28 protein-coding genes are annotated in these 25209 nt (G+C 73.3%); 7 read left to right on the top strand and 21 right to left on the bottom strand.

Annotation, left to right across the window (positions count from 1 at the left end; translation table 11 throughout):
- Positions 1 to 132 precede the first annotated feature (132 nt).
- The 6 genes from TNCT6_RS23575 (at position 133) to TNCT6_RS23550 (ending at position 7277) form a co-directional block, all read left to right on the top strand.
- Positions 133 to 1230, top strand: coding sequence for an ADP-ribosylglycohydrolase family protein (locus TNCT6_RS23575; protein ID WP_141361849.1), 1098 nt, complete (start codon positions 133 to 135; stop codon positions 1228 to 1230).
- Between the two features lie 288 nt (positions 1231 to 1518).
- Positions 1519 to 2634, top strand: a complete 1116-nt coding sequence (locus tag TNCT6_RS23570; protein ID WP_141361847.1) for an ADP-ribosylglycohydrolase family protein — start codon at positions 1519 to 1521, stop codon at positions 2632 to 2634.
- A gap of 8 nt (positions 2635 to 2642) precedes the next feature.
- Positions 2643 to 3830 carry an ADP-ribosylglycohydrolase family protein gene (locus TNCT6_RS23565; RefSeq protein ID WP_141361845.1) on the top strand — a complete coding sequence of 396 codons (1188 nt, stop codon included), beginning with the start codon at positions 2643 to 2645 and terminating at the stop codon, positions 3828 to 3830.
- Positions 3818 to 5209 (top strand): ADP-ribosylglycohydrolase family protein, encoded by a 1392-nt coding sequence (locus TNCT6_RS23560; protein WP_141361843.1) that lies wholly within the window; start codon positions 3818 to 3820, stop codon positions 5207 to 5209. The genes TNCT6_RS23565 and TNCT6_RS23560 overlap by 13 nt, the downstream gene beginning before the upstream one ends.
- Positions 5206 to 6423, top strand: a complete 1218-nt coding sequence (locus TNCT6_RS23555) for a CaiB/BaiF CoA-transferase family protein (RefSeq protein WP_141361841.1) — start codon at positions 5206 to 5208, stop codon at positions 6421 to 6423. The genes TNCT6_RS23560 and TNCT6_RS23555 overlap by 4 nt, the downstream gene beginning before the upstream one ends.
- Positions 6420 to 7277 carry a CoA ester lyase gene (locus TNCT6_RS23550; RefSeq protein ID WP_141361839.1) on the top strand — a complete coding sequence of 286 codons (858 nt, stop codon included), beginning with the start codon at positions 6420 to 6422 and terminating at the stop codon, positions 7275 to 7277. Before TNCT6_RS23555 ends, TNCT6_RS23550 begins: the two co-directional genes overlap by 4 nt.
- 251 nt (positions 7278 to 7528) lie before the next feature.
- Here TNCT6_RS23550 and lgt read toward each other — a convergent pair whose 3' ends face one another.
- The 11 genes from lgt to hisI form a co-directional block, all read right to left on the bottom strand.
- Positions 7529 to 8527 carry a prolipoprotein diacylglyceryl transferase gene (lgt, locus tag TNCT6_RS23545; protein WP_141361837.1) on the bottom strand — a complete coding sequence of 333 codons (999 nt, stop codon included), beginning with the start codon at positions 8525 to 8527 and terminating at the stop codon, positions 7529 to 7531.
- 84 nt (positions 8528 to 8611) lie between these two features.
- Entirely contained in the window at positions 8612 to 9385 is a 774-nt protein-coding gene (locus TNCT6_RS23540; protein WP_141361835.1) for a thioredoxin domain-containing protein, read from the bottom strand.
- 90 nt (positions 9386 to 9475) lie between these two features.
- Entirely contained in the window at positions 9476 to 10312 is an 837-nt protein-coding gene (gene trpA / locus TNCT6_RS23535; RefSeq protein WP_141361833.1) for a tryptophan synthase subunit alpha, read from the bottom strand.
- Positions 10309 to 11592 (bottom strand): tryptophan synthase subunit beta, encoded by a 1284-nt coding sequence (gene trpB, locus TNCT6_RS23530; protein WP_141361831.1) that lies wholly within the window; start codon positions 11590 to 11592, stop codon positions 10309 to 10311. Before trpB ends, trpA begins: the two co-directional genes overlap by 4 nt.
- A 210-nt stretch (positions 11593 to 11802) precedes the next feature.
- Positions 11803 to 11991, bottom strand: coding sequence for a tryptophan biosynthesis modulator TrpM (trpM, locus tag TNCT6_RS23525; protein WP_141361829.1), 189 nt, complete (start codon positions 11989 to 11991; stop codon positions 11803 to 11805).
- A 46-nt stretch (positions 11992 to 12037) separates the two neighbouring features.
- Complete coding sequence (trpC, locus tag TNCT6_RS23520) at positions 12038 to 12847, bottom strand: indole-3-glycerol phosphate synthase TrpC (protein ID WP_141361827.1); 810 nt, start codon at positions 12845 to 12847, stop codon at positions 12038 to 12040.
- A 176-nt stretch (positions 12848 to 13023) separates the two neighbouring features.
- Positions 13024 to 13524 (bottom strand): DUF2752 domain-containing protein, encoded by a 501-nt coding sequence (locus TNCT6_RS23515; protein ID WP_141361825.1) that lies wholly within the window; start codon positions 13522 to 13524, stop codon positions 13024 to 13026.
- Positions 13525 to 13613: 89 nt separating this feature from the next.
- Positions 13614 to 13859 (bottom strand): HGxxPAAW family protein, encoded by a 246-nt coding sequence (locus tag TNCT6_RS23510; RefSeq protein WP_141361823.1) that lies wholly within the window; start codon positions 13857 to 13859, stop codon positions 13614 to 13616.
- 143 nt (positions 13860 to 14002) lie between these two features.
- Positions 14003 to 14650, bottom strand: a complete 648-nt coding sequence (locus TNCT6_RS23505) for a TIGR02234 family membrane protein (protein ID WP_141361821.1) — start codon at positions 14648 to 14650, stop codon at positions 14003 to 14005.
- Between the two features lie 61 nt (positions 14651 to 14711).
- On the bottom strand, positions 14712 to 16226 hold the full coding sequence (locus tag TNCT6_RS23500) for an anthranilate synthase component I (RefSeq protein ID WP_141361820.1): 1515 nt from the start codon (positions 16224 to 16226) through the stop codon (positions 14712 to 14714).
- 11 nt (positions 16227 to 16237) lie between these two features.
- Complete coding sequence (gene hisI, locus TNCT6_RS23495; RefSeq protein WP_141361818.1) at positions 16238 to 16639, bottom strand: phosphoribosyl-AMP cyclohydrolase; 402 nt, start codon at positions 16637 to 16639, stop codon at positions 16238 to 16240.
- A 164-nt stretch (positions 16640 to 16803) separates the two neighbouring features.
- Here hisI and TNCT6_RS23490 point away from each other — a divergent pair, with 164 nt between their 5' ends.
- On the top strand, positions 16804 to 17439 hold the full coding sequence (locus tag TNCT6_RS23490; protein WP_141361816.1) for a TIGR03085 family metal-binding protein: 636 nt from the start codon (positions 16804 to 16806) through the stop codon (positions 17437 to 17439).
- Positions 17440 to 17464: 25 nt separating this feature from the next.
- Here the strand turns inward: TNCT6_RS23490 and TNCT6_RS23485 are convergent, their stop codons facing one another.
- The 10 genes from TNCT6_RS23485 to hisD form a co-directional block, all read right to left on the bottom strand.
- Complete coding sequence (locus tag TNCT6_RS23485) at positions 17465 to 18721, bottom strand: MFS transporter (protein ID WP_141361814.1); 1257 nt, start codon at positions 18719 to 18721, stop codon at positions 17465 to 17467.
- 14 nt (positions 18722 to 18735) lie between these two features.
- On the bottom strand, positions 18736 to 19323 hold the full coding sequence (locus tag TNCT6_RS23480) for a transcriptional regulator (RefSeq protein WP_141361812.1): 588 nt from the start codon (positions 19321 to 19323) through the stop codon (positions 18736 to 18738).
- Positions 19324 to 19444: 121 nt separating this feature from the next.
- On the bottom strand, positions 19445 to 20200 hold the full coding sequence (hisF, locus tag TNCT6_RS23475; protein ID WP_141361810.1) for an imidazole glycerol phosphate synthase subunit HisF: 756 nt from the start codon (positions 20198 to 20200) through the stop codon (positions 19445 to 19447).
- Entirely contained in the window at positions 20197 to 20601 is a 405-nt protein-coding gene (locus TNCT6_RS23470) for a RidA family protein (protein WP_141361808.1), read from the bottom strand. Before TNCT6_RS23470 ends, hisF begins: the two co-directional genes overlap by 4 nt.
- Positions 20598 to 21323 carry a bifunctional 1-(5-phosphoribosyl)-5-((5-phosphoribosylamino)methylideneamino)imidazole-4-carboxamide isomerase/phosphoribosylanthranilate isomerase PriA gene (gene priA / locus TNCT6_RS23465; protein WP_141361806.1) on the bottom strand — a complete coding sequence of 242 codons (726 nt, stop codon included), beginning with the start codon at positions 21321 to 21323 and terminating at the stop codon, positions 20598 to 20600. The genes TNCT6_RS23470 and priA overlap by 4 nt, the downstream gene beginning before the upstream one ends.
- Before the next feature lie 4 nt (positions 21324 to 21327).
- A complete protein-coding gene (gene hisH / locus TNCT6_RS23460) occupies positions 21328 to 21978 on the bottom strand; it encodes an imidazole glycerol phosphate synthase subunit HisH (protein ID WP_141361804.1) in 651 nt (216 codons plus the stop codon).
- Complete coding sequence (locus TNCT6_RS40005; protein WP_172632997.1) at positions 21969 to 22133, bottom strand: hypothetical protein; 165 nt, start codon at positions 22131 to 22133, stop codon at positions 21969 to 21971. The genes hisH and TNCT6_RS40005 overlap by 10 nt, the downstream gene beginning before the upstream one ends.
- Positions 22130 to 22732, bottom strand: coding sequence for an imidazoleglycerol-phosphate dehydratase HisB (gene hisB / locus TNCT6_RS23455; protein ID WP_141361802.1), 603 nt, complete (start codon positions 22730 to 22732; stop codon positions 22130 to 22132). Before hisB ends, TNCT6_RS40005 begins: the two co-directional genes overlap by 4 nt.
- Positions 22729 to 23844, bottom strand: a complete 1116-nt coding sequence (locus TNCT6_RS23450; RefSeq protein ID WP_141361800.1) for a histidinol-phosphate transaminase — start codon at positions 23842 to 23844, stop codon at positions 22729 to 22731. The genes hisB and TNCT6_RS23450 overlap by 4 nt, the downstream gene beginning before the upstream one ends.
- A 7-nt stretch (positions 23845 to 23851) precedes the next feature.
- The gene (hisD, locus tag TNCT6_RS23445) at positions 23852 to 25177 is read right to left on the bottom strand and encodes a histidinol dehydrogenase (protein WP_141361798.1); all 1326 of its coding nucleotides are present in this window, start codon (positions 25175 to 25177) and stop codon (positions 23852 to 23854) included.
- Between the last annotated feature and the right edge of the window lie 32 nt (positions 25178 to 25209).

The following is a 25209-nucleotide window of genomic DNA, read 5'->3' as shown; positions in this document are numbered from 1 at the left end:
CTCATCCGTGCTGCAGGACGCACAGATGTCGTACGGGTGATGGTGAGGTTCCCGAGGCTGCACCGGGCCCCACGCCGGGGACAGTTCCGCTGAGGGCTCCCCGCCCTGCGGGCGCCCCGAGAGGAGCCCGCCATGGGATCGACCATCCGCGCCCCGCAGACCCCGGCGCCGGCCCCGGCCGCCTCGCGTGAACGGGCACGCGGCGCGCTGCTCGGCCTCGCCGTCGGAGACGCGCTCGGGGCGCCCGCGGAGAACCTGAAGCCGTCCGAGATCCGCGCCCGCTGGGGCCGGATCACCGGCTACGTCACCGACCGGCCGGCCGGCACGGACGACACCGAGTACGCCATCTTCTCCGGGCTGCTGCTGGCCCGGCACGGCCATGCGCTCACGCCCGCCCTGGTGGAGGCCGCCTGGCACGAGTTCATCGCCGACCGCGCCGAGGGTCCCTTCCACGGGGCCGGGTTCAGCGAGCGGGGCACCCTGGAGAACCTGCGCCGGGGGCTGGCCGCCCCCATCTCCGCCCAGCACCGGCACGCCTGGAGCGACGGGCTCGCCATGCGGGCGGCGCCGTTCGGGGTGTTCGCCGCCGGGCGGCCCGCCGAGGCGGCCCGGCTGGTGGCGATCGACGGCTCGGTCAGTCACGAGGGCGAGGGCATCCACGGCGGCCGGGCGGTGGCCGCCGGGGTCGCGGCGGCGATGGCGGGCGCGCCGCCGGTCGCGGTCGTGGCCGCCGCCCTCGCCGTCGTGCCCGACGACTCCTGGACGGCCCGCTCGCTGCGCCGGGCCACGGCCGCGGCCCACCGCGGCGAACGCGCGGTCCGCTCCGCGGTGGTCATCGGCGGCTATCCCTGGACCGACCTGGCCCCCGAAGCGGTCGCCCTCGCCTTCGGCGCGTACGCCGCCGCCGACGGCGACTTCCGCGAGGCGGTCCTCACCGCCGTCAACATGGGCCGCGACGCCGACACCACGGCGGCGGTCGCGGGCGCGCTGGCCGGCGCGACGCAGGGCCTCTCGGCCATTCCGGACGAGTGGGCGACGGCCATCGGCCCCGCCCGGGGCAGCTGCCTGCCGTCGATGGCGGGCCGGCACGTACTGGACGTGGCGGACCTGCTGGTGAGCGCCTCCACCGGCCTCCACCGGCCCGAAGCCCCCGTACGACGTGAGGCACTCCCCGTTCCGGACCGGTCGGCGTACGCGCTCAGCGCCGGCGAAGAGGAGCCACAGCCGTGAACCACCGAACGGGGCCCGCCACGGACGCCCCGGAGCACCCGGCCACGTGCGGTCACCCCGCCGCAGCGACGACGGATCACCCGGCCCGGAATGGCCACCCGCCGACGACACGACGCCCGCACGCTTGGCACGGCCACGCACCCACCAGCGACGAAGGCGAGACGCAACCATGAGCCGCCGGACCGACGAGCCGACGGCCGATCACCCGGCCCGGAACAGCCACCAGCCGGTGACGGCAAGCCCGCACGCCCGGCACAGTCACGCGCCCGCCGAACGTGAGGCGCAGCCGTGACGCGGCGGGTCGAGGGGCTGTTGCTGGGGCTGGCCGCCGGGGACGCCGCCGGGTGGCCCGCCGCGCGGCATCGGGCCGCTCGGATGCCGGAGTGGACCCGGCGGCTCACCCGGGAGCTGGACACGTTCGCCGAGCTGAACGCGACGACGACGCTGCCCGTGCCCATCGCGCTCAACCAGCCTCCGGAGCCGCTGCGCCTCGGCCCCTCCGACGACGCCGAGTGGGCGGTGTTCGCCGCGGAGGCCCTGCTGCGGGCGGGGGACGACGGGGCGCTCGGCGACCTCGGCCGGGAGCGGCGTATCCGGGCCGCGATCGACCTGACCTGGAACGCCGTCGCCGGCGAGGTCGCGGCGGCGGCCGAACGCGCCCCCGAGGTCGAGTCGGCGGTGCTTCCGCTGCGCGCCCGTATCTCCGTCCGGGCGGGGCTCGGCAACCTGGCGACCGGACTGCGCCCGCCCGCCAGCGGACACGACAACCCGCACTACTTCGACGACGCCGCCTGCGTACGGGCCTGTGTGCTGGCCACGGCCCACCCGGGCGACCCCCGGTGCGCCGCCGAACTGGCCGAGTTCGACGCCCGGTACACCCAGGACGGCGACGGCGTCCACGGAGCCCGCGCGATGGCGGCGGCACTCGCCGAGGCGCTGGCGGGCGCGGACGTCGGGGCGTGCGTCACCGCGGCGCTGGCCGAACTGCCCGAGCGGACGGAGATCGGCCGCAACGCCCGGCACGCGCTGCGCCTGGCCCGGGACACCGAGGGCGCGTTCGCGCTCGTCCCGCTCCTTGAGCACCGGATCGTCGACCACGTCTACAGCTACGGCGTCGCCGCCGCCGAGACGGTTCCGGTCGCCCTCGCCCTGGCCACGGCGGCGGACGGCCGGATCGCCGAGGCGCTGCCGGCGGCAGCCTGCCTGTCCCGGGTCGCCGACTCCGCCCCGGCCCTGGCGGGCGCGCTGACCGGCGCGCTGGGCGGCGGCGCGGCGATCCCGGCGTCCTGGCGGGAGACCTGCCGCACCCTGTCCGGCTGCGTGCTGCCCCGCCTCACCGGCACCGACCTCGTGGAACTCGCCGAACTCCTGGAAGCCGCACAACCGGCCCCTCCAGGAGGATGATTCCGGGCATGACGCCCAAAGGAGAACAGAGCCGAGGCGTGGTCCGGGACGCGGACCTGGAGGAGCGGATCGCCGGCGCGCTCGTGGGAGCGGCCGTGGGCGACGCGCTCGGCGGCCCCGTCGAGGGCTACTCCCCCGACCAGATCCTCGAGCGCCACGGCGGCCGCGTGCACGGCGTCGTCGGCCCCTGGCACGGCGAGCGGTGGCGCACCGCCCGCCCCATCGCCCCGTACCACAAGGGCGACGGCCACGTCACCGACGACACCTTGATGACGCACGCCCTGGTGCGGGTGTACGCACACGTCCGCGACCACCTCGACGCCTACGCGATCGCCGACCACCTGGTGCCCGACCTGATGACGAACCCGCGCTGGATCCCGGAACTCCAGGCGGAGGCGCTGCCGCTGCACCGGGTCTTCCTGGCGGAGAAGTGGCTCGTGGCACGGCTGCACTACGGCCACGTCGACCCGCGCGAGGCCGGCACCGGAAACATCGTCAACTGCGGTGCCGCGATGTACATGGCGCCGGTGGGCCTGGTCAACGCGGCCAATCCGGCGGCCGCTTACGCCGAGGCCCTGGACATCGCGGGCGCCCACCAGTCGTCCTACGGCAGGGAGGCGGCGGCCGTCCTGGCGGCCGGGGTGGCGGCGGCGTGCGCGCCGGGGGCGAGCCCGGACTCGGTGGTGACGGCGTGCCTGTCGCTGGCGAAGGACGGCACCCGCGCCGCGATCGAGCGGGTCTGCGAAGTGGCCCGCTGCGGCACGGACTTCGAGTCGGCGCTGGGCCCGCTGCGGGAGGCGGTGGCGCCGTACGACACGGTCGGGCCGGACTACCGGAACCCGTCCCTGGGCGCCCGCCGCCCCTCCCGACTGCACGCGATCGAGGAACTGCCCATCGCGCTCGGCATGTTGACCGTGGCGCGCGGCGACTTCCGGCAGGCCGTTCTCGGCTCGGTGAACTACGGCCGCGACTGCGACTCCATCGCGACGATGGCCGGGGCGCTGGCGGGGGCGCTGGGCTCGCCCGTCCCGGAGGACTGGGCGAAGAAGGTGGCCGAGGCCAGCCGCCTGGACCTGTGGGAACCGGCCCGCACGCTGGCCGGGGTGACCCGGGAGGTCTTCGAGAAGGACGTACGGCGGCGGCGCGCCCACGAGCGGGCGTTCGCCGGAATGGGAGGCCCGGAATGCTCCGAGTGACCTGGGTCCAGCCGGAGGACCTGCTCGGCCACGAGCTGCGCCAGGCGGTGCAGGACGGCCGCGAACCGTCGGCGATCGCCGCCCGCTGGCGCGCGGCGGGCGGACCCGAGGCGCCGGCCCGCGCGGGCGCGTCCCCCGGTCGCGCCTCCCGCTACCTGCGCCTCCTGGCGGAGGACCTCCTGGACGAACTGGCCGAACTGCCCAGCCTGCTGGCGGACGCGGAACCGACGGACCTGGCCGCGATCAAGGCCCTGTGCCCGGCCTGGCCCGGGCAGCCGGGCGCCCCCGCGCCCTCGGGGACCGCCGAGCGCCTGGAGGCCGCCTGGCTCGGCCGGGCCGCCGGCTGCCTGCTGGGCAAACCCGTGGAGAAGCTGCCCCTCACCGGCATCCGTCAACTCGCCCGGGCCACCGGCAACTGGCCACTGAGCACCTGGTTCACGGGCAAGGGCGTACCAGGGGACCTGGCCGCCGCGTACCCCTGGAACCGCCGCTCGGCGGCCCGTTCCCTGGCCGAGAACATCGACGGCATGCCCGAGGACGACGACCTCAACTACCCTCTGCTCAACCTCCTCCTGCTGCAACGCCACGGGAAGCGGTTCACGACCACCGACACCGCCCGCCTCTGGCTGGACGAACTCCCCGCGGGCCGCACCTTCACCGCCGAACGCGTCGCCTACCGCAATCTGCTGCTCGGCATCGAACCCCCGCTGACCGCCCGGCACCGCAACCCCTTCCGCGAGTGGACCGGCGCTCTGATCCGCGCCGACATGCACGGCTGGACCAACACCGGCGACCCGGCGGCCGCGGCCGCGCAGGCCCACCGCGACGCCACCCTCACCCACACCGCGAACGGCGTCTACGCCGCGATGTTCGCCGCCGCCGTCATCGCCTCCGCGGCGGCCGGAACCCACGACGTCCACACCTGCCTGGCCACCGGCCTGACCGTCGTGCCGCCCGCCTCCCGGCTCGCCCGCGCCGTGCGCCACGGCGTCCAACTCGCGCAAACCCATGAGGACTTCGACACGGTCGTGGACGAACTCCACGCCACCCACGCCGACTGCCACTGGGTGCACGCCGTCCCCAACACCGCGCTGATCGCCGCCGCCCTGACCCACGCCGACGGCGACTTCACCGGCTCCGTCTGTCGCGCCGTCTCCGGCGGCTGGGACACCGACTCGAACGGTGCCACGGCCGGCGGTGTCGCGGCCCTCCTCGCCGGTTCCCCGAACGCGCTGCCCGACCGCTGGACGGCGCCGCTCAAGAACCGGCTGGCCACATCGGTGGGCGACTTCGACGGCACCGGCTTCGACACCCTGGCCCACCTCACGCACCTGGAGGCGTCCCGCCCCATGAGCGACATCGACCGGCCCGCCTCATGACCGCGTCCCACGACGCCGCGCCCGACGCCTCCGGGCCGCTCGCCGGTCTGCGCGTGCTCGACCTCGCCACCCTCTTCGCCGGACCCATCGCCGCCACCATGCTCGGTGACTTCGGCGCCGAGGTGATCAAGGTGGAGCACCCGGTCAAGCCGGACCCGTCCCGGGGCCACGGACCGTCGAAGGACGGGGTCGGCCTGTGGTGGAAACTGCTCGGCCGGAACAAGCACACCATCACGCTGGACCTGTCGAAACCCGGTGGCCGCCGCACCCTGCTGCGGCTGGCCGCCACCGCCGACGTGATCGTGGAGAACTTCCGGCCCGGCACCCTGGAGAAGTGGGAGCTCGGCTGGCCGGAGCTGTCGGCGGCCAATCCGCGCCTGGTGCTGGCCCGGGTGACCGGGTTCGGGCAGTTCGGCCCGCACGCCTCCCGGCCCGGGTTCGGCACCCTGGCGGAGGCACTGAGCGGGTTCGCCGCGATCACCGGCGAGCCGGACGCGCCGCCGACGCTCCCGCCGTTCGGGCTCGCCGACTCGATCGCGGGCCTGGCCACGGCGTACGCGGTGATGACCGCGCTCGCGGCGCGGGAGCGCACCGGGGCCGGCCAGATCGTGGACATGGCGATCATCGAGCCGATCCTGACCGTCCTCGGCCCGCAGCCCCTGTGGTACGACCAGCTCGGCTACGTCCAGCCCCGCACCGGCAACCGCACCCGGAACAACGCCCCGCGCAACACCTACCGCACCCGTGACGGCACCTGGGTGGCGGTCTCCACCTCGGCGCAGTCGGTCGCGGAACGCGTGATGCGGCTGGTGGGCCGCCCCGAGCTGATCGACGAGCCCTGGTTCGCGACCGGCGCGGAGCGGGCCGCGCACGCCGACGTGCTCGACGAGGCGGTGGGCGGCTGGATCGCCCAGCACACCCGCACCGAGGTCCTGGCCGCCTTCGAGAAGGCCCAGGCGGCGATCGCGCCGATCCAGGACGTACGGGACGTGATGGCCGACCCGCAGTACCGGGCCCTCGGCACCCTGACCACGCTGCACGATCCGGAACTCGGCCGGATGCGCATGCAGAACGTCCTCTTCCGGCTCTCCGCCACCCCGGGCGCGATCCGCTGGGCGGGCCGCCCGCACGGCGCCGACACGGACGCGGTCCTGACCGAACTCGGCCTCACCCCGGAGGAACTGGCCGCGCTGCGTGCGGAGGGCGCCCTGTGACGGCAACCGCCTTCTGCCCGCTCACCTGGCTGTACGCCCCCGGTGACCGACCGCACGTCGTGGCCAAGGCCCTGGCCTCCGGCGCGGACGTGGTGGTCGTCGACCTGGAGGACGCGGTAGCCCCGGACCGCAAGGAGTACGCCCGCGCGGCCACCGCCGAGTTGCTGACCGAGCCGCCGCCGGTCCCGGTGCACGTGCGGATCAACGCGGTCGACGGGCCGCTGGCCGCCGCGGACCTGGCGGCGGTGGCTCCCCGGCCGGGTCTGGCCGGGCTGCGGCTGCCGAAGGTGACGTGCGCCGGGCAGGTCGCCCGGGTCGCGGCGCGGACGGAGGCCGTACAGGGCCCGCCGCCGGCGGACGGTTCGGGGCCCCCGCTGTACGCCCTCCTGGAGACCGCGCTGGCCATCGAGCGCGCCTACGCCATCGCCTCCGCGCATCCCTCGCTGCGCGGCGTCTCGATCGGCGAGGCCGACCTCCGCGCCGACCTGGGCGTACGGCAGGACTCCGGTCTGGACTGGTGCCGCGCCCGGGTCGTCGTGGCCGCCCGCGCGGCCGGCCTCGCCCCGCCGCCGCAGTCCGTCCACCCCGACATCCGGGACCTGGAGGGCCTGGCGGCCTCCTGCGCGCACGGTCGCGCCCTGGGCTTCCTCGGCCGCGCCGCCATCCATCCGCGCCAGCTCCCGATCATCGAGCGCGCCTATCTGCCGACCGACCGGGAGCTCGAGGAGGCCGAGACGGTCATCAAGGCGGCCACCGCGGACCAGGGCGCGCAGGCCCTCCCCGACGGCCGCTTCATCGACGCGGCGGTGGTGGCGGCGGCCCGGCGCACCCTCGCGCTGGCCCGGCGGTGCTGACACGACGAGGGCGCCCCCGTGATCCGGGGGCGCCCTGTCCACATGCGGCTTTCGAGGGGCGTCAGGGTCAGTCGTCGGACCGGAAGCGGGAAACCCCTCGTCCGTCGTGACCGGCTGTCCCCCGATCGGGTGCGGCGCGGCGCCGGAGCACCTCGAACACGGTGCCGGGCAGCAGGCCGACCGGGAACCACAGGGCCAGAACACCATTCGGCCCGGCGGTCACGCCCCGTGAGTTCGGCAGACCGGCTCCGCTACGAGCGGGGCTTCTGCTGCTTCTCCCCTGACATCACTGGAGCCTCATCAGCCACTGCGTCCTGACCGGACGTGGACGTTTCCTTGCCCGCGGTCTCCGGAGCGTCCTTGTCCAGTACGACGGGACCCTCCGCGCCTGCGCCCTCTTCCGCGTCCTGCGTGCCGCCGTCCGTGGCGTCCGAGGCGTCCGGCTCGACGGTCTCTTCCCGGCCGGGCCGAAGCCGGGCCGAGAGGACCATGTAGACCACGGCCGCGATGAAGACGATCAACGCGGTCCAGTTGTTCAGCCGCAGGCCCAGGATGTGGTGGGCCTCGTCGACCCGCATGTACTCGATCCAGAACCGGCCCGCGCAGTACGCGGCGACGTACAGGGCGAACGCCCTTCCGTGCCCCATCTTGAACCGGCGGTCCGCCCAGAACACCAGCAGCGCGACGCCGACGCACCACAGCGACTCGTACAGGAACGTCGGGTGGTAGTACCCCGGCACCCGGCCGTCCGCCGAGGACGTGATGTGCAGGGCCCACGGAAGGTCCGTCTCCCGCCCGTACAGCTCCTGGTTGAACCAGTTGCCCCAGCGCCCGAACGCCTGCGCGATCGCCAGGCCGGGAGCCACGGCGTCGGCATACGGCGGCAGCGCGATACCCCGGCGCCGGCAGCCGATCCAGGCACCGAGCGCGCCCAGCGCGACGGCTCCCCAGATACCGAGTCCGCCTTCCCAGATCTTGAAGGCGTTGACCCAGTTCCGGCCTTCACCGAAATAGAGTTCATAGTCGGTGATCACGTGGTACAGGCGACCGCCCAGCAGGCCGAACGGGACGGCCCAGACGGCGATGTCCCAGGCGGTGCCCTTCTTACCGCCACGCGCGACCCACCGGCGGTCGACGATCCAGAGGGCGACGAAGAGACCGACGAGGATGCTGAAGGCATAGCCGCGCAGCGGAATGGGACCGAGGTACAGCACACCGCGCGACGGGCTGGGGATGTAGGCAAGTTCCATGGCAGGGTCGACGCTACCGCAGCCGGAGCGGGGCCAAGGCAAGCAGCCGGGCTACGGGTCCATAACGGGCGGCTCGTGCCTCACTCATTTGCGGTCGGCCGCCTCCACCATCTGCTTCAGCTTCGCCGGGGTCATCGTCTGGTCCTGGAGGATGTTCTTCCCGTTCAGCAGGACGGTCGGGGTGCCCGAGAAGCCGCCGGCCTGGAAGGCCTGGTTGGACTTGTCGACCCAGCTGTCGTGCGTGCCGTTCCGGACGCACTTGTCGAAGGCCGGGGTGTTCAGGCCGCTCACCTTGCCCGCGAGCTGGATGAGCTTGCCGTTGTCGGCGAAGGCGTCGTCGGACTCCTTGGGCTGGTTCCGGTAGAGCACGTCGTGGTAGGCGGGGAACTTGCCGGCGTCCTGCGCGCAGGCCGCCGCGTTGGCCGAGCGCAGGGAGCCGGTGCCCCCGAGGTTGCCGTCGATCAGTCTGACCAGGTGGTATTCCACTTTGAGCTTGCCGGCGTCGGCCAGCTCGTGGACCGTCGGCCGGTACATCGTCTCGAAGGCCTGGCAGGCCGGGCAGCGGAAGTCCTCCCACACGGTGAGCGTCGACTTGGCTCCGTCCCGGCCGACGGGGATCGCCAGGCTGTCCTTGCCCCGCGCGCCGGAGGGCGCCACGACCGGGCCCGCGCTGCTGCTCTTGTGCTTGCCGGAGTTGGCGGCCACCACTCCGATCACCGCCGCCAGGCCCAGAACGCACACGACGGTCGCGGCCACGATCAGCGTGCGCCGTCGCCTCTCCGCGGTCTTCTGCTTCTCGCGCTCGGCCGCCAGCCGCTGCCGGGCGATGCGCTTTCCCTGATGGTTCTTCTCGCTCACACCCCCTGAACGAACCGGGGAGGCGCATTGCGCCTCCCCGGTGCCAGGACCACCCGTTCGGGCGATCGCAGGATGTGCCGCGGCCCGCCGTCAGGCCTGCCCGCGCACCCCGCTCGCCAGCTCGCCCGCGAGGGCGCGGACGGCCTCGAGGCCGGCCGCCGGGTCCGGGGCCTGCAGCATCCGCTTGACGAAGGCCGAACCGACGATCACGCCGTCGGCGAAGCCGGCGACCTCGGCCGCCTGGGCACGGTTGGAGACGCCGAGGCCGACGCAGACGGGCAGGCCGCTACCGGTGGCCCGGGTGCGTTCCACCAGGTCCTGGGCCTGCGTGCCCACCGACTCACGGGTGCCGGTGACACCCATCAGGGAGGCGGCGTAGACGAATCCGGAGCCGGCCGCGGTGATCTCGGCGAGCCGCTCGTCCCTGCTGCTGGGCGCGACGACGAACACCGTCGCCAGGCCGTGCTTCTCGGCGTGCTCCCGCCACAGGGCCGACTCCTGGACCGGCAGGTCCGGCAGGATGCAGCCGGCGCCGCCCGCCTCGGCGAGCTCCGCGGTGAACCGCTCGACGCCGTAGCGGTCGACCGGGTTCCAGTACGTCATGACGAGCACCGGCTTGCCGGTGGCCGCGTGGGCCTCCTTCACCGTCCGCATCACGTCCGCGATCCTGACGCCGCCGCGCAGCGCGATGTCGTCCGCGGTCTGGATGACCGGACCGTCCAGGACCGGGTCGCTGTGCGGCAGCCCGACCTCGACGACGTCGGCGCCGCCGTCGAATACGGCCTTGATCGCCTCGATGCCGCCGTCCACGGTCGGGAACCCGGCCGGCAGGTAGGCGATGAGAGCGGACCGGCCCTCCGCCTTGGCGGCGGCCAGGGTGTCGGCCAGCAGCCGGCCCTGTCCACCGGTCGATGCAGTCCCGCTCACTTGGCGTCCCCCTCGATCTCGGCGGTGTCGGCTTCGTCGGCGGCCACCTCGGCGTCGGTGTCGTACAGGCCGAAGTAGCGGGCGGCGGTGTCCATGTCCTTGTCGCCGCGGCCGGAGAGGTTGACCACGATCAATCCGTCCTCGCCCAGTTCCCGGCCCACTTCCAGGGCGCCGGCCAGCGCGTGCGCGCTCTCGATCGCCGGGATGATGCCCTCGGTCCGCGACAGCAGGCGCAGCGCCTGCATGGCCGCGTCGTCGGTGATCGCGCGGTACTCGCCGCGGCCGGAGTCCTTGAGGTAGGAGTGCTCGGGGCCGATGCCCGGGTAGTCGAGGCCGGCGGAGATGGAGTACGGCTCGGTGATCTGGCCCTCGTCGTCCTGGAGGACGTAGGAGCGGGAGCCGTGCAGGATGCCGGGCTCGCCCGCGGTCAGGGTGGCCGCGTGCTCGCCGCTCTCGATGCCGTGCCCGGCGGGCTCGCACCCGATGAGGCGGACGCCGGTGTCCGGGATGAAGGCGTGGAAGAGGCCGATGGCGTTGGAACCGCCGCCGACACAGGCGACGGCCGCGTCGGGCAGGCGCCCGGCGCGCTCCAGCAGCTGGCGGCGCGCCTCGACGCCGATGACCCGGTGGAAGTCGCGGACCATGGCCGGGAAGGGGTGCGGTCCTGCGACCGTCCCGAACAGGTAGTGGGTGTGGTCGACGTTGGCGACCCAGTCGCGGAACGCCTCGTTGATGGCGTCCTTCAGGGTGCGGCTGCCGGACTTCACGGCGACGACCTCGGCGCCGAGCATGCGCATCCGGGCCACGTTCAGGGCCTGCCGCTCCGTGTCGATCTCACCCATGTAGATCGTGCACTGGAGACCGAAGAGCGCGCAGGCGGTGGCGGTGGCGACGCCGTGCTGTCCTGCGCCGGTCTCGGCGATCACCCGGGTCTTGCCCATCCGCTTGGTGAGCAGGGCCTGGCCGAGCACGTTGTTGATCTTGTGGGAGCCGGTGTGGTTGAGGTCCTCGCGCTTGAGGAACACGCGGGCGCCGCCGGCGTGCTCGGCGAAACGGGGCACCTCGGTGAGGGCGCTGGGGCGGCCGGTGTAGTGGGCGAGCAGGTCGTCGAGCTCGCGGGCGAACTCGGGGTCGGCCTTGGCCTTGTCGTACTCGACGGCGACCTCGTCCACGGCGGCGACGAGCGCCTCCGGGATGAACTTGCCGCCGAACGCGCCGAAGTAGCCCTCGGCGCTCGGCACCTGGCCCTCCGGGTCGGGAATGAAGAACTCGCTGGGCATGCGGATACCTCACAGGGGCGTCTGCCCCGGGATCGGTGGGTCTGAGGGTCACGGTGGTCGCGTGCGCGTGCCGTGCTCCGGGTGTGCGGGCACGGGCGTCAGCGGGCGGGCCACTCGGCCGGCGGGCGGACCGCGGTCGCGGTACGGCGGCACGGGCCGGGAGCGGCGGAGACGGGGCGACCGGCCCGGGGCCGGACGACGCGGCTCAGCTCACCGCTGGTGGCGCGCACGCGGGCGACGCCATCGCATGCCGTTGACCTGGCCCGGTTCGTCACCGATGACGTACCGCACCCTGCGGCCGTGCACACGGCGTGCGGGCGCGCGGCAGCCACGGGGCCGGCAGCCGCGCGCGAGGCGGGCGTACGGGTCCCGGAAGGGTTCGGCGATCGGGAGGGTCATCGGGGCACACTCTACCGGCGTACGGCCACTCGGGTGAGCGGCTCGCTCAGCTCCGCCCGTGCCGCAGCGCCGGGTGCGCCCCGGCCGCCACCAGGTCGGCGACCGCCGTCTTCGGGTCGCGGCCGGTGACGAGGGACTCGCCGACCAGGACCGCGTCGGCGCCGGCGTTGGCGTAGGCGATGAGGTCGTGCGGGCCGCGCACGCCGGACTCGGCGATCTTGACGAGACCGTCCGGGATCTCCGGGGCCACCCGCTCGAAGGTGTCGCGGTCGACCTCGAGCGTCTTCAGGTTGCGCGCGTTGACGCCGATCACCTTGGCGCCCGCGTCCACCGCGCGCTCGACCTCCTCCTCGTCGTGGACCTCGACGAGCGGGGTGAGTCCGATGGACACCGCGCGCTCGATCAGCGACTCCAGGGCCGGCTGGTCCAGGGCGGCGACGATCAGCAGGGCGAGGTCGGCGCCGTAGGCCCGGGCCTCCCACAGCTGGTACGAGGTGACGATGAAGTCCTTGCGCAGGACCGGGATGTCCACGCGCGCGCGGACCGCCTCCAGGTCGGCCAGCGAGCCGCCGAAGCGGCGCTGCTCGGTCAGCACCGAGATGACGGAGGCGCCGCCCGCCTCGTAGTCCGCGGCGAGCCCGGCCGGGTCGGCGATCGCGGCCAGTGCGCCCTTGGACGGGCTGGAGCGCTTGACCTCGCAGATCACCTTGACGCCGTCGCCGCGCAGCGCGGCGGCCCCGTCCTTGGCCGCGGGTGCCTTCGCCGCGCGCTCCTTGAGCTCGTCGAGGCTGACGCGCGCCTGCCGCTCCGAAAGGTCGGCACGGACTCCGTCGATGATCTCGTCGAGCACACTCACGCGAGCGGCCCCCTTCCAGACGGTGGACTGTTCCAGCGGGTCGAACGGCCTCCGGCGGTCCGCCGCGAACCGATCAGGCGGGTGGAACCGGTGGTTACTGCGATGGTATCCGGAGGCGGGCGCCGACCTCGCATCCGGTGGACGGCGGTCCCACTACCTGGACATACCGGGCCCGATCAAGGATGGAGCCAGCCACCGAACGGCAGGTTCCGGACAACGGTGAACACCAGCAGCAGGGCGCCGAGGCTCCACAGGTGCGCCGTCCCGAGTACGAGGCGCGGCGGCCGCCCGCGCACGGCGCGCAGGACCCACAGCGTCCACACCACGGCGAAGACCGGATAGCCCACGGCGGCCAGGGCGTTGTCGTGCAGGGCCGTCACGAAGTCGCCGTGGACGAAGGCGTGGGCGCTGCGCAGCCCGCCGCAGCCGGGGCAGTAGAGACCGGCGTAGCGCAGCAGGGGGCAGACCGGGTAGTGGCCGGGCTGGTTGGGGTCCACGGCCCCGACGTAGGCGAAGGCGCCGACGACGGCGGTCAGGACCCCGGCCGGGACCGCGAGCCGCCTGAGCACGGCCGTGGCGTGCGGGGAAACGGCGGTGGCGACCTGGGTGCGCCGCGGGCGGGGTATGGGCGTCCGGCCGTGCGTCACCCTCCGGCTGTCGGGATTCACGCCTCGCATTCTGCCCCGGACCGGTCACACACGCGCGAGGGGCGGCACCGGGCCGCCCCCTGGGCTGTCGAGTGGTACGGGTCCGCCCCGTGCGGGCCTCAGCTCTCGGCGCGGGCCGGCTCGCGCGGGCCGACCTGGTGCACCGGGTGCTCGTTCTTCTGGCCGAGGCCCATCATGCGCATGATGCCGCCGACGACGCCGCCGGCCAGCACGATCCCCATGCCGGCCCAGAAGCCGACCGGCTGGGCCATCACCATGAAGGCGCCCGCGACGCAGAAACCGATGAAGGCGATGATGACACCGGTCCAGGCGGCCGGGGTGTGACCGTGGCTGCTGCCCGCCATGACTTGCTCCTCGTTGCTGTGTTCTTGTCTGAGCCGGACGCTCGGCTCCATTGTCCCGTACCCGTGCACCCGACGTGAGCGGGGGTGGCTCCTCGCGACCGCCGTCCGGGCACGGCGCGAAGCGCGCCCCGGCCGGGCGGCGGTCAGGCGGGTCCGGAGCCGGTCGGGTCCTCGCCCCGGTCGAGGGCCTTCCACAGGTCCTCGGGGCGGTCGGGGTCGACCGGGCGGGTCGCGCGGGTGCGGGGGGCGCCGGAGCGTTCGTAGCGGCCGGACATGGCCGGCCACAGGCGGCCGTAGCGCAGAGCGAGCAGGCCGGCCAGGAGCAGCAGCGCCCCGCCGACGGCCGCGACGTAGGGCCAGCCGGTGTGGCTGAGCGCGGCGGCGGTCGCGGCGGTGTCGCCGGAGACCTGGGCGGCCTTCTCGTCGAGGGCGCCGCCGTCGTCGGCGCCGAGCAGGGCGGCGGCGACCGTGCCCGCGCCGGAGAGCGCGAGCAGCACGGCGACCAGGACGCGGCCGGAGCGGCGGACGGCGAAGACGGCGACGAGCGCGGCCAGGCCCACTATGGCCAGCGCCGCGGGCACGCCCGTGACCTCGCTGCCCCTGGCGGTCAGCGGGAAGGCGCCGCCGGCCACCGTCGCGGTGCCCTCCGCCCATCGCTGCCGGGTGGCGAGCAGCGCCACGGCCGCGCCGAGCGCGCCGCACAGCAGGGCGACGGCGAGGCTGCGGCGGCCGGACCGGGCGGGTGCGGCGGCTTCGGAACGGGGGTGAGGTAGGGCAGTCACGTACTCCACTATCGCTCGGACCGCGGGCGCCGTGTCATCCGGGGTTCATGTGCCGGACGTGAGAAACGCCCTACCGTCCCAGCCGGTTCGCGGTGTGCACCGCCCGCAGCACGGCCGCCGCCTTGTTGCGGCACTCGGTGTCCTCGGCCACCGGGTCGGAGTCGGCGACGATGCCGGCGCCCGCCTGGACGTAGGCGGTGCCGTCGCGCAGCAGTGCGGTGCGGATGGCGATGGCGGTGTCGGAGTCGCCGGCGAAGTCCAGGTAGCCCACGCAGCCGCCGTACAACCCCCGCCGGGACGGCTCGAGTTCGTCGATGATCTGCATGGCCCGCGGCTTCGGCGCGCCCGAGAGGGTGCCGGCCGGGAAGCAGGCGGTCAGCACGTCGAAGGCGGTGCGGCCCGCCGCGACCCGTCCGGTCACGGTGGAGACGATGTGCATGACGTGCGAGTACCGCTCGACGGACATGAAGTCGACGACCTCGACGGAGCCCGGCTCGCAGACCCGGCCCAGGTCGTTGCGCCCGAGGTCGACGAGCATCAGGTGCTCGGCGCGTTCCTTGGGGTCGGCGAGCAGTTCCTCGGCGAGGGCCTGGTCCTGCTGCGGGGTGGCGCCGCGCGGCCGGGTGCCGGCGATGGGGTGGACCATGGCCCGCCCGTCCTCGACCTTCACCAGGGCTTCCGGGCTGGACCCGACGACGTCGAAGGCGTCTCCATCCCCGCAGGGGAACCGGAACAGGTACATGTACGGCGAGGGGTTGGTGGCCCTGAGCACCCGGTAGACGTCCAGTGCGCTCGCCGTGCACGGCGTTTCGAAGCGCTGGGAGGGGACGACCTGGAAGGCCTCGCCCGCGCGGATGCGCTCCTTGACGTCCTCCACGGCCGCCTGGAAGTCCTCGCCGCCCCACAGCGCGGTGTACTCGGGCAGTTCGGAGGGCGGCAGCGCGGCGGGCGGCTGGACGACCGGGCGGGACAGGTCCGCCTCCATGGCGTCCAGGCGTGCCACGGCGTCGGCGTACGCCTCGTCGACGCCGGTGTCCAGGTCGTTGTGGTTGATCGCGTTGGCGATCAGCAGGACCGTGCCGTCCCAGTGGTCGAGGACCGCGAGATCGGAGGTGAGCAGCATGGTCAGCTCGGGCAGCCGCAGGTCGTCGCGCTCGCCGGGGCCGATCTTCTCCAGGCGGCGCACGATGTCGTAGCCGAGGTAACCGACCATGCCTCCGGTGAAGGGCGGCAGGCCCAGGTCGTGGGCCAGGTCGCGGGGGGTGTGCAGGGTCTCGACGGTGGTGCGCAGGGCCGCGAGCGGGTCGCCCTCGGCGGGGACGCCGACGGGCGGGGCGCCGAGCCAGTGGGCCTGGCCGCCGCGCTCGGTGAGGGTGGCGTCGCTGCGGACGCCCACGAAGGAGTACCGGGACCAGGTGTACGCCGTACTGCCGTTCTCCGCGGACTCCAGCAGGAAGGTGCCGGGGCGCTCGGCGGCGAGCTTGCGGTAGAGCCCGACCGGGGTGTCGCCGTCGGCGAGGAGCTTGCGGGTGACCGGGATGACGCGGCGGTCGGTGGCGAGCTTGCGGAACGTCTCGAGATCCATGGCGGCTGACCTTACTGACCTTCGGCCGGCGCGCCGGAACCTGCGTCCTTCAGCAGGACGTCGGCGTCGAAGCAGGTGCGGTCGCCGGTGTGGCAGGCGGCGCCCACCTGGTCGACCTTGACCAGCACGGTGTCGGCGTCGCAGTCCAGGGCGACGGACTTGACGTGCTGCACGTGCCCGGAGGTGTCGCCCTTGACCCAGTACTCCCGGCGGCTGCGCGACCAGTAGGTGCAGCGGCCGGTGGTCAGCGTGCGGTGCAGCGCCTCGTCGTCCATCCAGCCGAGCATCAGTACCTCGCCGGTGTCGTACTGCTGGGCGATGGCGGGCAGGAGCCCGTCGGCGCTGCGCTTGAGGCGGCGCGCGATCTCCTGGTCGAGGCTGCTGGGCGTGGGCGTACCGGGCGTGCTGGTCATGGGTGCCATTGTGCCGCGCGGGACCGGCGTCCGGGGCGGCGTTCCACTGGCTGAGCGCCCCGGCGCGACGGGGCTTTTCGGGCGCCGGTCCCTCGGTCGGCTCGGCGCCTGGGGTGGCCGGTCGACGGGTGGGCGGACTCGCTGCGTGGTCGTAGGCTGACCACATGTCGACCTTTGCCAAGCGTGAACGGCTCCTTCTCGCCGATCTCTTGGAGACCGCCGGCCCTGAGGCGCCCACCCTCTGCGAGGGGTGGCTCACCCGGGATCTGGCGGCGCACGTGGTGGTGCGCGAGCGGCGTCCCGACGCGGCCGGGGGCGTGCTGATCAAGCCGCTGGCGCCCCGCCTCCAGAAAGTGATGGAGGAGTACGCGGCGAAGCCGTACGAGGAGCTGATCCAGCTGATCCGTACCGGCCCGCCCCGTTTCTCACCCTTCCAGCTCAAGCAGATCGACGAGGCGGCCAACACCGTCGAGTTCTACGTCCACACCGAGGACGTGCGCCGCGCCCAGCCCGACTGGACGCCGCGCGAGCTCGACCCGGTCTTCCAGGAGACCCTGTGGTCCCGGCTGGAGCGCACCGCCCGGCTGCTGGGCCGGGGCATCCCCACCGGCCTGGTCCTGCGCCGCCCGGACGGCCGGACGGCCGTGGCGCACCGGGGCACGCCGGTGGTGACGGTGACGGGCGAGCCGTCGGAGCTGCTGCTGTTCGCGTTCGGCCGGCAGGGCACGGCCCGGGTCGAGACGGTCGGCGACCAGGACGCGATCACGAAGCTGTCGGAGACCAAGCAGTTGGGGCTCTGAACCCCGCCGCGCCGCTTCGGCGGGGTCAGTGGGGCAGTTCGGCGCGGCGCAGGCGGGGGGCGGCCAGGGCCACGACCCCGCCCAGACCGCACACCGCCGCGCTGACGACGAACACCGGGCCGGTCCCCCAGGCCCCGATCGCGGCGGCCGACAGCGGCATGCTGAGCGGGGCGAAGCCGAGGCTGATCAGGCCGCCCACGGCGGTGACCCGCCCGAGGTAGGCCGGATCGGTCTGGGTCTGCAGCAGTGCGCCGCACAGGGCGCCGCTGAGTCCGACGAGGAGGCCGATCAGTACGGCCACCGAGGCGGCGGCGACGACGCTCGGGACGAAGGCGAGGGCGCCGATGGCCACGGAGCCGGCCAGGATCATGTACGCGGCCACGTGTCCGGCGTGCGGCAGCCGGCCGCGCACCGCCAGCAGCAGGGAGGCCGCACCCGCCCCGGTGCCGAATCCCGCCAGTACCCAGCCCATCCCGGAGGCGCCCCAGCCGCGCTGGTCGGCCAGCAGGGCCAGGCCCACGTTGAGCGGGGCGACGAAGCCGAGGTCGCCGAAGGCGATGGCCAGCATCAGCGGGCCGAGGACACGGTGGCGGCGGATGTAGCGCAGGCCCGCCACCAGGTCGCGCCAGGGGGTCCTGTCGGCGGCGTCGGCGGTGTCGTCCTGCGGCAGGTCCCGGATCCGTACGGAGAGCAGCAGTGGCAGGGACACGGCGATCAGCAGTCCGGCGCACCCGAACGCCGCCGCGGCGCCGCCGAGTGCGACGCCGAGGCCGCCGAGCGGCGCGCCGACGACGCTCGCGAACCGGATCGCCAGCCCCCGCATGCCCTGCACGCGCGCGAGCTGGTCCCGGCTCGTCACCCGCGCGGGCAGGGCGCCCACCGCGGGCATGAACACGGCATCCACGGTGCCGAAGACCAGGGCGAGCAGGGCCAGCAGCCACAGGCCGGGGCTGGCGAGCCACAGCAGGGCGGCCACCGCCAGGACGGCGACGCAGCGTACGGCGTCGCTGCCGATCACCACCCTCCGCGGCCCGAGCCGGTCGGCGATCACTCCCCCGCCCAGCATCAGCAGCGCCCTGGGCAGCGCGCCGACCGCCATCACCACCCCGGCCTGCGCGGGCGACCCGGCACGGATGGCCGCCCAGGACAGGGCGAGGTAGTAGACGTTGTCGCCCATCATCGAGGCGGTGTAGGCGGCGAGCCAGCGCAGGACGTTGCCGTCGCGGTGGGCGGGGCGCTCGGCGGCACGTTCGCCGGCGGATATCGCAGACGCGGTGGTCAAGGCAGTGACCTCTCTCAGACGCGGAACGGGAAGGCGTACGTGTGCAGCGCGACGTGTTCGCGCCCTTCGGTGTCGCCGGCCGCCTCGCGGGCCCGGCCCTGCTCGTCGTACTTCGTCAGCAGGTCGTGCACGTCCTTCTTGAGCTCGGCCAGTTCGGCGGCCGTCAGCCGCAGCAGCGACTCCGAGTCGAACGCGGCGTCGTTCCACTCCCGCCCCCAGTGGAGGCGCTCGTCGAGGTAGGTGCGGTACATCTCGACGCGCTGCTCCAGGAAGAGCCGGGAGGCCGCGAGGTGCGCCGTCACCTTCTCCGGCGCGTCCCGGAAGTCCTCGTCACGGATGGAGACGCCGTCCGAGGCCGGCTGCCACCAGCGTTCCCGCGCGTCCCCGCTGCGCGGCTCGGCCGCCTCGATCAGACCGTGCTCGGCGAGCTTGCGCAGGTGGTAGCTGACCAGGGACACGGCTTCGTCCACCTGCTCGGCCAGGTGTGAGGCGGTCGCCGCCTCGGCCACGAACAGCAGCCGGTAGAGCTTCATGCGCAACGGATGGGCGAGCGCCTTGAGCGTGCCCAGATCAGTGACTTTCCGGTTCTCCTCGCGTGGCATGCACCCACCCTAGATACGAAAGGAAAGTTGCACAACAAGAATTGCGCAACTTCTCTTTCGCGTATCGGCACGAAAAGGCCCCGGCCGCTTCGGGGCGACCGGGGCCATGCGCTGCCTCGGGCTACCGAACGGGGTGTCCCGCCCCGCGCAGTGCCTCCTTGACCTGGCCGATGCGCAGATCGCCGAAGTGGAAGACCGAGGCGGCCAGGACCGCGTCCGCGCCCGCTGTGACGGCCGGAGGGAAGTCGGCGAGCTTGCCGGCGCCGCCCGAGGCGATCACCGGTACCGTCACGTGCCTGCGGACGGCCGCGATCATCTCCAGGTCGTAGCCGTCTTTCGTGCCGTCCGCGTCCATCGAGTTGAGCAGGATCTCGCCCGCGCCCAGCTCCGCCGCCCGGTGCGCCCACTCCACCGCGTCGATGCCGGTGCCCCGGCGGCCGCCGTGGGTGGTCACCTCGAAGCTCCCGGAGGGAGTGCGGCGGGCGTCCACCGACAGGACCAGCACCTGGCGGCCGAAACGCTCGGCGATCTCCCGGATCAGGTCCGGGCGGGCGATCGCGGCTGTGTTGACGCCCACCTTGTCCGCGCCCGCCCGCAGCAGCTTGTCCACGTCCTCGGTGGTGCGGACGCCGCCGCCCACCGTCAGCGGGATGAACACCTGCTCGGCGGTACGGCGCACCACGTCGTACGTCGTCTCCCGGTCGCCCGAGGACGCGGTGATGTCCAGGAACGTCAACTCGTCGGCGCCCTCGGAGTCGTACACCTTGGCCATCTCGACGGGGTCGCCGGCGTCACGCAGGTTCTGGAAGTTGACGCCCTTGACCACCCGGCCGCCGTCCACGTCCAGGCAGGGGATGACTCGGACCGCCAGGGTCATGAATCCACGGCTCCTCTGTATGCCTCTAGCTCGATCTCGACCAGGATGCGCGGATCCACGAAGCCCTCGACCACCAGCAGGGTCGAGACCGGACGCACCAGGTCGAACAGTTCCTTGTGGGCCCTGCCCACCTCGTCCACGTCCCGCAGATGCGTCAGGTACATCCGGGTCCGGACCACCGCCCCGGGGCCCAGCCCGAACTCGGCGAGCGCTTCCAGCGCGCTGGTGAGCGCGACCTTCGCCTGCTCGTACGGATCGCCCTCCCCGTACAGCACAAGGCCCTTGAAGGCCGTCATGCCGGCCACCAGGACCCGGTCGCCCGCCGCTACGGCGCCCGCGTAACCGAATGTCTCTTCCCAAGGACTTCCGCTCTGCACGCGCCGTACGGCTTCCGACGTCATGACGCCACTGCCTCCAAGGCCTCTTCCAGGGTGAACGCCTTCGCATACAGGGCCTTCCCGACGATGGCGCCCTCGACACCGAGCGGCACGAGGCCGGCGAGCGCCCGCAGGTCGTCGAGCGAGGAGACACCGCCCGACGCCACCACCGGGCGGGCGGTCGCCGCGCAGACGTTCTTCAGCAGCTCCAGGTTGGGGCCCTGAAGGGTGCCGTCCTTGGCGATGTCGGTGACGACGTAGCGCGCGCAGCCCTCCTTGTCGAGGCGCTCCAGCGTCTCGTACAGGTCGCCGCCGTCGCGGGTCCAGCCGCGGCCGCGCAGTGTGGTGCCCCGTACGTCCAGGCCGACCGCGATCCTGTCGCCGTGCCGGGCGATGACCTCGGCGACCCACTCGGGGGACTCCAGGGCGGCGGTGCCGAGGTTCACGCGGGTGCAGCCGGTGGCCAGGGCGGCGGCGAGGGTGTCGTCGTCGCGGATGCCGCCGGACAGCTCCACCTTGATGTCCATGGCCTTGGCGACCTCGGAGATCAGCTCGCGGTTGTCGCCGGTGCCGAACGCGGCGTCCAGGTCCACCAGGTGCAACCACTCGGCGCCCGCGCGCTGCCAGGCCAGGGCGGCCTCCAGTGGAGAGCCGTACGAGGTCTCCGTGCCGGACTCGCCGTGCACGAGGCGCACGGCCTGGCCGTCGCGGACGTCGACGGCGGGGAGGAGTTCGAGCTTGGCCATGTCTCTACAGGGTTCCGATCCAGTTGGTGAGCAGCTGCGCTCCGGCGTCGCCGGACTTCTCGGGGTGGAACTGGGTGGCCCACAGGGCGTCGTTCTCCACGGCGGCCACGAAGGGCTTGCCGTGCGTCGCCCAGGTCACCTTGGGGGCGTTCAGCACCGGGTTGTGGGTTTCCAGCCGCCAGTCGTGGACGGCGTAGGAGTGCACGAAGTAGAAGCGGGCGTCCGCGTCCAGGCCGGCGAACAGCTCCGAGCCGGCCGGCGCCTGAACGGTGTTCCAGCCCATGTGGGGCACGATGTCCGCCTGGAGCGGCTCGACCGTGCCGGGCCACTCGTCCAGGCCCTCGGCCTCCACCCCGTGCTCGATGCCGCGCGCGAAGAGGACCTGCATACCGACGCAGATGCCCATCACCGGGCGCCCGCCGGACAGCCGGCGGTCGATGATCCAGTCGCCGCGCACGTCCTTCAGGCCCCGCATGCAGGCGGCGAACGCACCCACACCCGGCACCAGCAGACCGTCGGCGTTCATCGCCGCGTCGTAGTCGCGGGTGATCTCGACGTCGGCTCCCGCGCGGGCGAGGGCCCGCTCGGCGGAGCGGACGTTGCCGAAGCCGTAGTCGAAGACCACCACCCTTTTCGCGCCGGTGCTCAATTCCACACCTCCAGCCGCATCACGCCCGCGACGAGGCACATCGCCGCGCCGATGGACAGCAGCACGATGAGGCTCTTCGGCATCTGCTGCTTGACGAAGGAGATGATGCCGCCGAGCAGGAACAGGCCGACGACGATCAGCAAGGTGGACAGACCGGTCACAGCGCGCCCTTCGTGGAGGGGATGATGCCGGCCGCGCGCGGGTCGCGCTCGGACGCGTACCGCAGCGCCCGGGCCAGGGCCTTGAACTGGCACTCCACGATGTGGTGCGCGTTGCGCCCGTAGGGCACGTGCACGTGCAGCGCGATCTGCGCCTGGGCGACGAAGGACTCCAGGATGTGGCGGGTCATCGTGGTGTCGTACTCGCCGATCATCGGCGCCATGTTCTCGGGCTCGGTGTGCACGAGGTACGGGCGGCCGGACAGGTCGACGGTGACCTGGGCGAGGGACTCGTCCAGCGGGACCGTGCAGTTGCCGAAGCGGTAGATGCCCACCTTGTCGCCGAGCGCCTGCTTGAAGGCGGCGCCCAGCGCGAGGGCGGTGTCCTCGATGGTGTGGTGGGAGTCGATGTGCAGGTCGCCGTCCGTCTTCACGGTCAGGTCGAACAGACCGTGCCGGCCGAGCTGGTCGAGCATGTGGTCGTAGAAGCCGACGCCGGTGGCGATGTCGGTCCTGCCGGTGCCGTCGAGGTCGATCTCGACCAGGACCGAGGTCTCCTTGGTGGTGCGCTCGACCCTTCCGATGCGTCCCTCGCGAGTCATCCGCTCTGCTCCTGTTCCTTCTTCAGTTCCCGTACCGCGTCGAGGAACGCGTCGTTCTCCTTCGGCGTTCCCGCGGTGACCCGCAGCCATCCGGGTACGCCGTTGTCCCGGACCAGGACGCCCCGGTCCAGGATCCGCCGCCAGGCGGTGTGGGCGTCCTCGAACCGCCCGAACTGGATGAAGTTGGCGTCCGACTCGGTCACGTCGTAGCCGATCGCGCGCAGTTCGCCGACCAGCCGGTCCCGCTCGGTCTTCAGCTGCTCGACATAGCCCAGCAGCGTGTCGGTGTGTTCCAGGGCGGCCAGTGCCGTCGCCTGCGTGACCGCCGAGAGGTGGTACGGCAGCCGGACCAGCTGCACGGCGTCCACGACCGCCGGGTGCGCCGCGAGGTAGCCCAGGCGCAGACCGGCGGCGCCGAACGCCTTGGACATGGTGCGGGAGACGACCAGGTGCGGCCGGCCCTCGAGCAGCGGCAGCAGCGAGGCGCCGTGGCTGAACTCGATGTACGCCTCGTCCACGATCACCATGGACGGCTGCGCCGCCTGCGCCGCCTCGTACAGCGCGAGGACCGTCTCCGGCGACACCGCGTTGCCGGTGGGGTTGTTGGGGGTGGTGACGAAGACGACGTCCGGGCGGTGCTCCGCGATCGCCCGCTCGGCGGCGGCGAGGTCGATCGTGAAGTCCTCGCGGCGCGGCCCGGAGATCCAGCCCGTGCCCGTGCCGCGCGCGATGAGCGCGTGCATGGAGTACGAGGGCTCGAATCCGATCGCGGTGCGGCCCGGACCGCCGAAGGTCTGGAGCAGCTGCTGGATGACCTCGTTGGAGCCGTTGGCCGCCCAGACGTTCTCGACGCCGACCCGGTGGCCGCCCGTCCTCGTCAGGTATCTGGCGAGTTCGGTGCGCAGCTCCACCGCGTCCCGGTCGGGATAGCGGTTGAGGCTGCGGGCGGCCTCGCGCACCCGCTCGGCGATCCGCTCGACCAGCGGCTCGGGCAGCGGGTAGGGGTTCTCGTTCGTGTTCAGCCGTACGGGGACGTCCAACTGGGGCGCGCCATAAGGGGTCTTGCCGCGCAGCTCGTCCCGTACGGGAAGATCGTCGATTCCGAAGCTCACTTGCTGCTCACTTGCTCGTCGGTACCTTCCAGCCGAACCTCGCCTTGATCGCCGCGCCGTGCGCCGGGAGGTCCTCCGCCTCCGCCAGCGTCACCACGTGGTGGGCGACCTCGCCGAGGGCGTCCCGGGTGTAGTCCACGATGTGGATGCCGCGCAGGAAGGACTGGACGGACAGACCCGAGGAGTGGCAGGCGCAGCCGCCGGTGGGAAGCACGTGGTTGGAACCGGCCGCGTAGTCGCCGAGCGAGACCGGCGCCCAGGGGCCGACGAAGACCGCTCCGGCGTTGCGCACCCGGTCGGCGACCGCCGCCGCGTCGGCCGTCTGGATCTCCAGGTGCTCGGCGCCGTAGGCGTCGACCACCTTCAGGCCCTCGTCGAGGCCGTCGACCAGGACGATCGCGGACTGCTTGCCGGACAGCGCCGGGCGGATCCGGTCCTCGATGTGCTTCGTCGCCGCGACCTGAGGCTCCAGCTCCTTCTCGACCGCGTCCGCGAGCTCCACTGAGTCGGTGACCAGGACGGCGGCGGCCAGCGGGTCGTGCTCGGCCTGGCTGATCAGGTCGGAGGCCACGTGCACCGGGTCGGCGCCGGCGTCCGCGAGGATCGCGATCTCGGTGGGGCCGGCCTCGGTGTCGATGCCGATCTTGCCGGTGAAGTACCGCTTGGCGGCGGCGACCCAGATGTTGCCGGGGCCGGTGACCATGTTGGCGGGCGGGCAGGACTCGGTGCCGTGGGCGAACATCGCCACGGCGGTGGCGCCGCCCGCCGCGTACACCTCGTCGACGCCGAGCAGGGCGCAGGCGGCGAGGATCGTCGGGTGCGGCAGCCCGCCGAACTCGGCCTGGGGCGGCGAGGCGAGCGCGATCGACTCGACGCCGGCCTCCTGGGCGGGCACGACGTTCATGACCACGGAGGACGGGTAGACCGACCGGCCGCCCGGCGCGTACAGCCCGACGCGCTCGACGGGCACCCACTTCTCGGTCACCGAGCCGCCGGGCACCACCTGGGTGGTGTGCGTGGCGCGGCGCTGCTCGCGGTGGACGAGCCGGGCGCGCCGGACGGACTCCTCCAGGGCCGCGCGCACGTCCGGGTCGAGCTTCTCCAGCGCGTCCTCGATCGCCTGGACCGGGACCCGCACCGACTCCAGACGTACGCCGTCGAACTTCTCGGCGAAGTCGATCAGCGCCGCGTCGCCGCGATGATGCACGGCCTCGCAGATCGGGCGCACCTTCTCCAGGGCGGCCGAGACGTCGAAGTCGGCTCGGGGCAGCAGGTCGCGCAGGGCGGGCCCCTCGGGGAGGGCGTCGCCGCGCAGATCGATTCGGGAGATCACGGTGTCAATTCTCTCAGACCGCGCGCGGGCAC

The sequence above is a fragment of the Streptomyces sp. 6-11-2 genome, from assembly GCF_006540305.1.
Lineage (GTDB): Bacteria > Actinomycetota > Actinomycetes > Streptomycetales > Streptomycetaceae > Streptomyces.
Note: the sequence above shows the minus strand (reverse complement) of the source record. Positions and strands in the feature narration are given on the sequence as shown.

Bases quoted from the DNA above. Each gene is read 5' to 3' on its own strand.
- trpM (WP_141361829.1), bottom strand. From the start codon at position 11,991: ATGACCCTCCCGATCGCCGAACCCTTCCGGGACCCGTACGCCCGCCTC.
- priA (WP_141361806.1), bottom strand. From the start codon at position 21,323: ATGGCCAAGCTCGAACTCCTCCCCGCCGTCGACGTCCGCGACGGCCAG.
- hisI (WP_141361818.1), bottom strand. From the start codon at position 16,639: ATGACCAGCACGCCCGGTACGCCCACGCCCAGCAGCCTCGACCAGGAG.
- TNCT6_RS23490 (WP_141361816.1), top strand. From the start codon at position 16,804: ATGTCGACCTTTGCCAAGCGTGAACGGCTCCTTCTCGCCGATCTCTTG.
- TNCT6_RS23500 (WP_141361820.1), bottom strand. From the start codon at position 16,226: ATGGATCTCGAGACGTTCCGCAAGCTCGCCACCGACCGCCGCGTCATC.
- hisB (WP_141361802.1), bottom strand. From the start codon at position 22,732: ATGACTCGCGAGGGACGCATCGGAAGGGTCGAGCGCACCACCAAGGAG.
- TNCT6_RS23480 (WP_141361812.1), bottom strand. From the start codon at position 19,323: ATGCCACGCGAGGAGAACCGGAAAGTCACTGATCTGGGCACGCTCAAG.
- TNCT6_RS23565 (WP_141361845.1), top strand. From the start codon at position 2,643: ATGACGCCCAAAGGAGAACAGAGCCGAGGCGTGGTCCGGGACGCGGAC.
- TNCT6_RS23560 (WP_141361843.1), top strand. From the start codon at position 3,818: ATGCTCCGAGTGACCTGGGTCCAGCCGGAGGACCTGCTCGGCCACGAG.
- TNCT6_RS23470 (WP_141361808.1), bottom strand. From the start codon at position 20,601: ATGACGTCGGAAGCCGTACGGCGCGTGCAGAGCGGAAGTCCTTGGGAA.
- TNCT6_RS23510 (WP_141361823.1), bottom strand. From the start codon at position 13,859: ATGGCGGGCAGCAGCCACGGTCACACCCCGGCCGCCTGGACCGGTGTC.
- TNCT6_RS23555 (WP_141361841.1), top strand. From the start codon at position 5,206: ATGACCGCGTCCCACGACGCCGCGCCCGACGCCTCCGGGCCGCTCGCC.
- lgt (WP_141361837.1), bottom strand. From the start codon at position 8,527: ATGGAACTTGCCTACATCCCCAGCCCGTCGCGCGGTGTGCTGTACCTC.
- trpB (WP_141361831.1), bottom strand. From the start codon at position 11,592: ATGCCCAGCGAGTTCTTCATTCCCGACCCGGAGGGCCAGGTGCCGAGC.
- hisF (WP_141361810.1), bottom strand. From the start codon at position 20,200: ATGACCCTGGCGGTCCGAGTCATCCCCTGCCTGGACGTGGACGGCGGC.
- TNCT6_RS23575 (WP_141361849.1), top strand. From the start codon at position 133: ATGGGATCGACCATCCGCGCCCCGCAGACCCCGGCGCCGGCCCCGGCC.
- TNCT6_RS23515 (WP_141361825.1), bottom strand. From the start codon at position 13,524: ATGCGAGGCGTGAATCCCGACAGCCGGAGGGTGACGCACGGCCGGACG.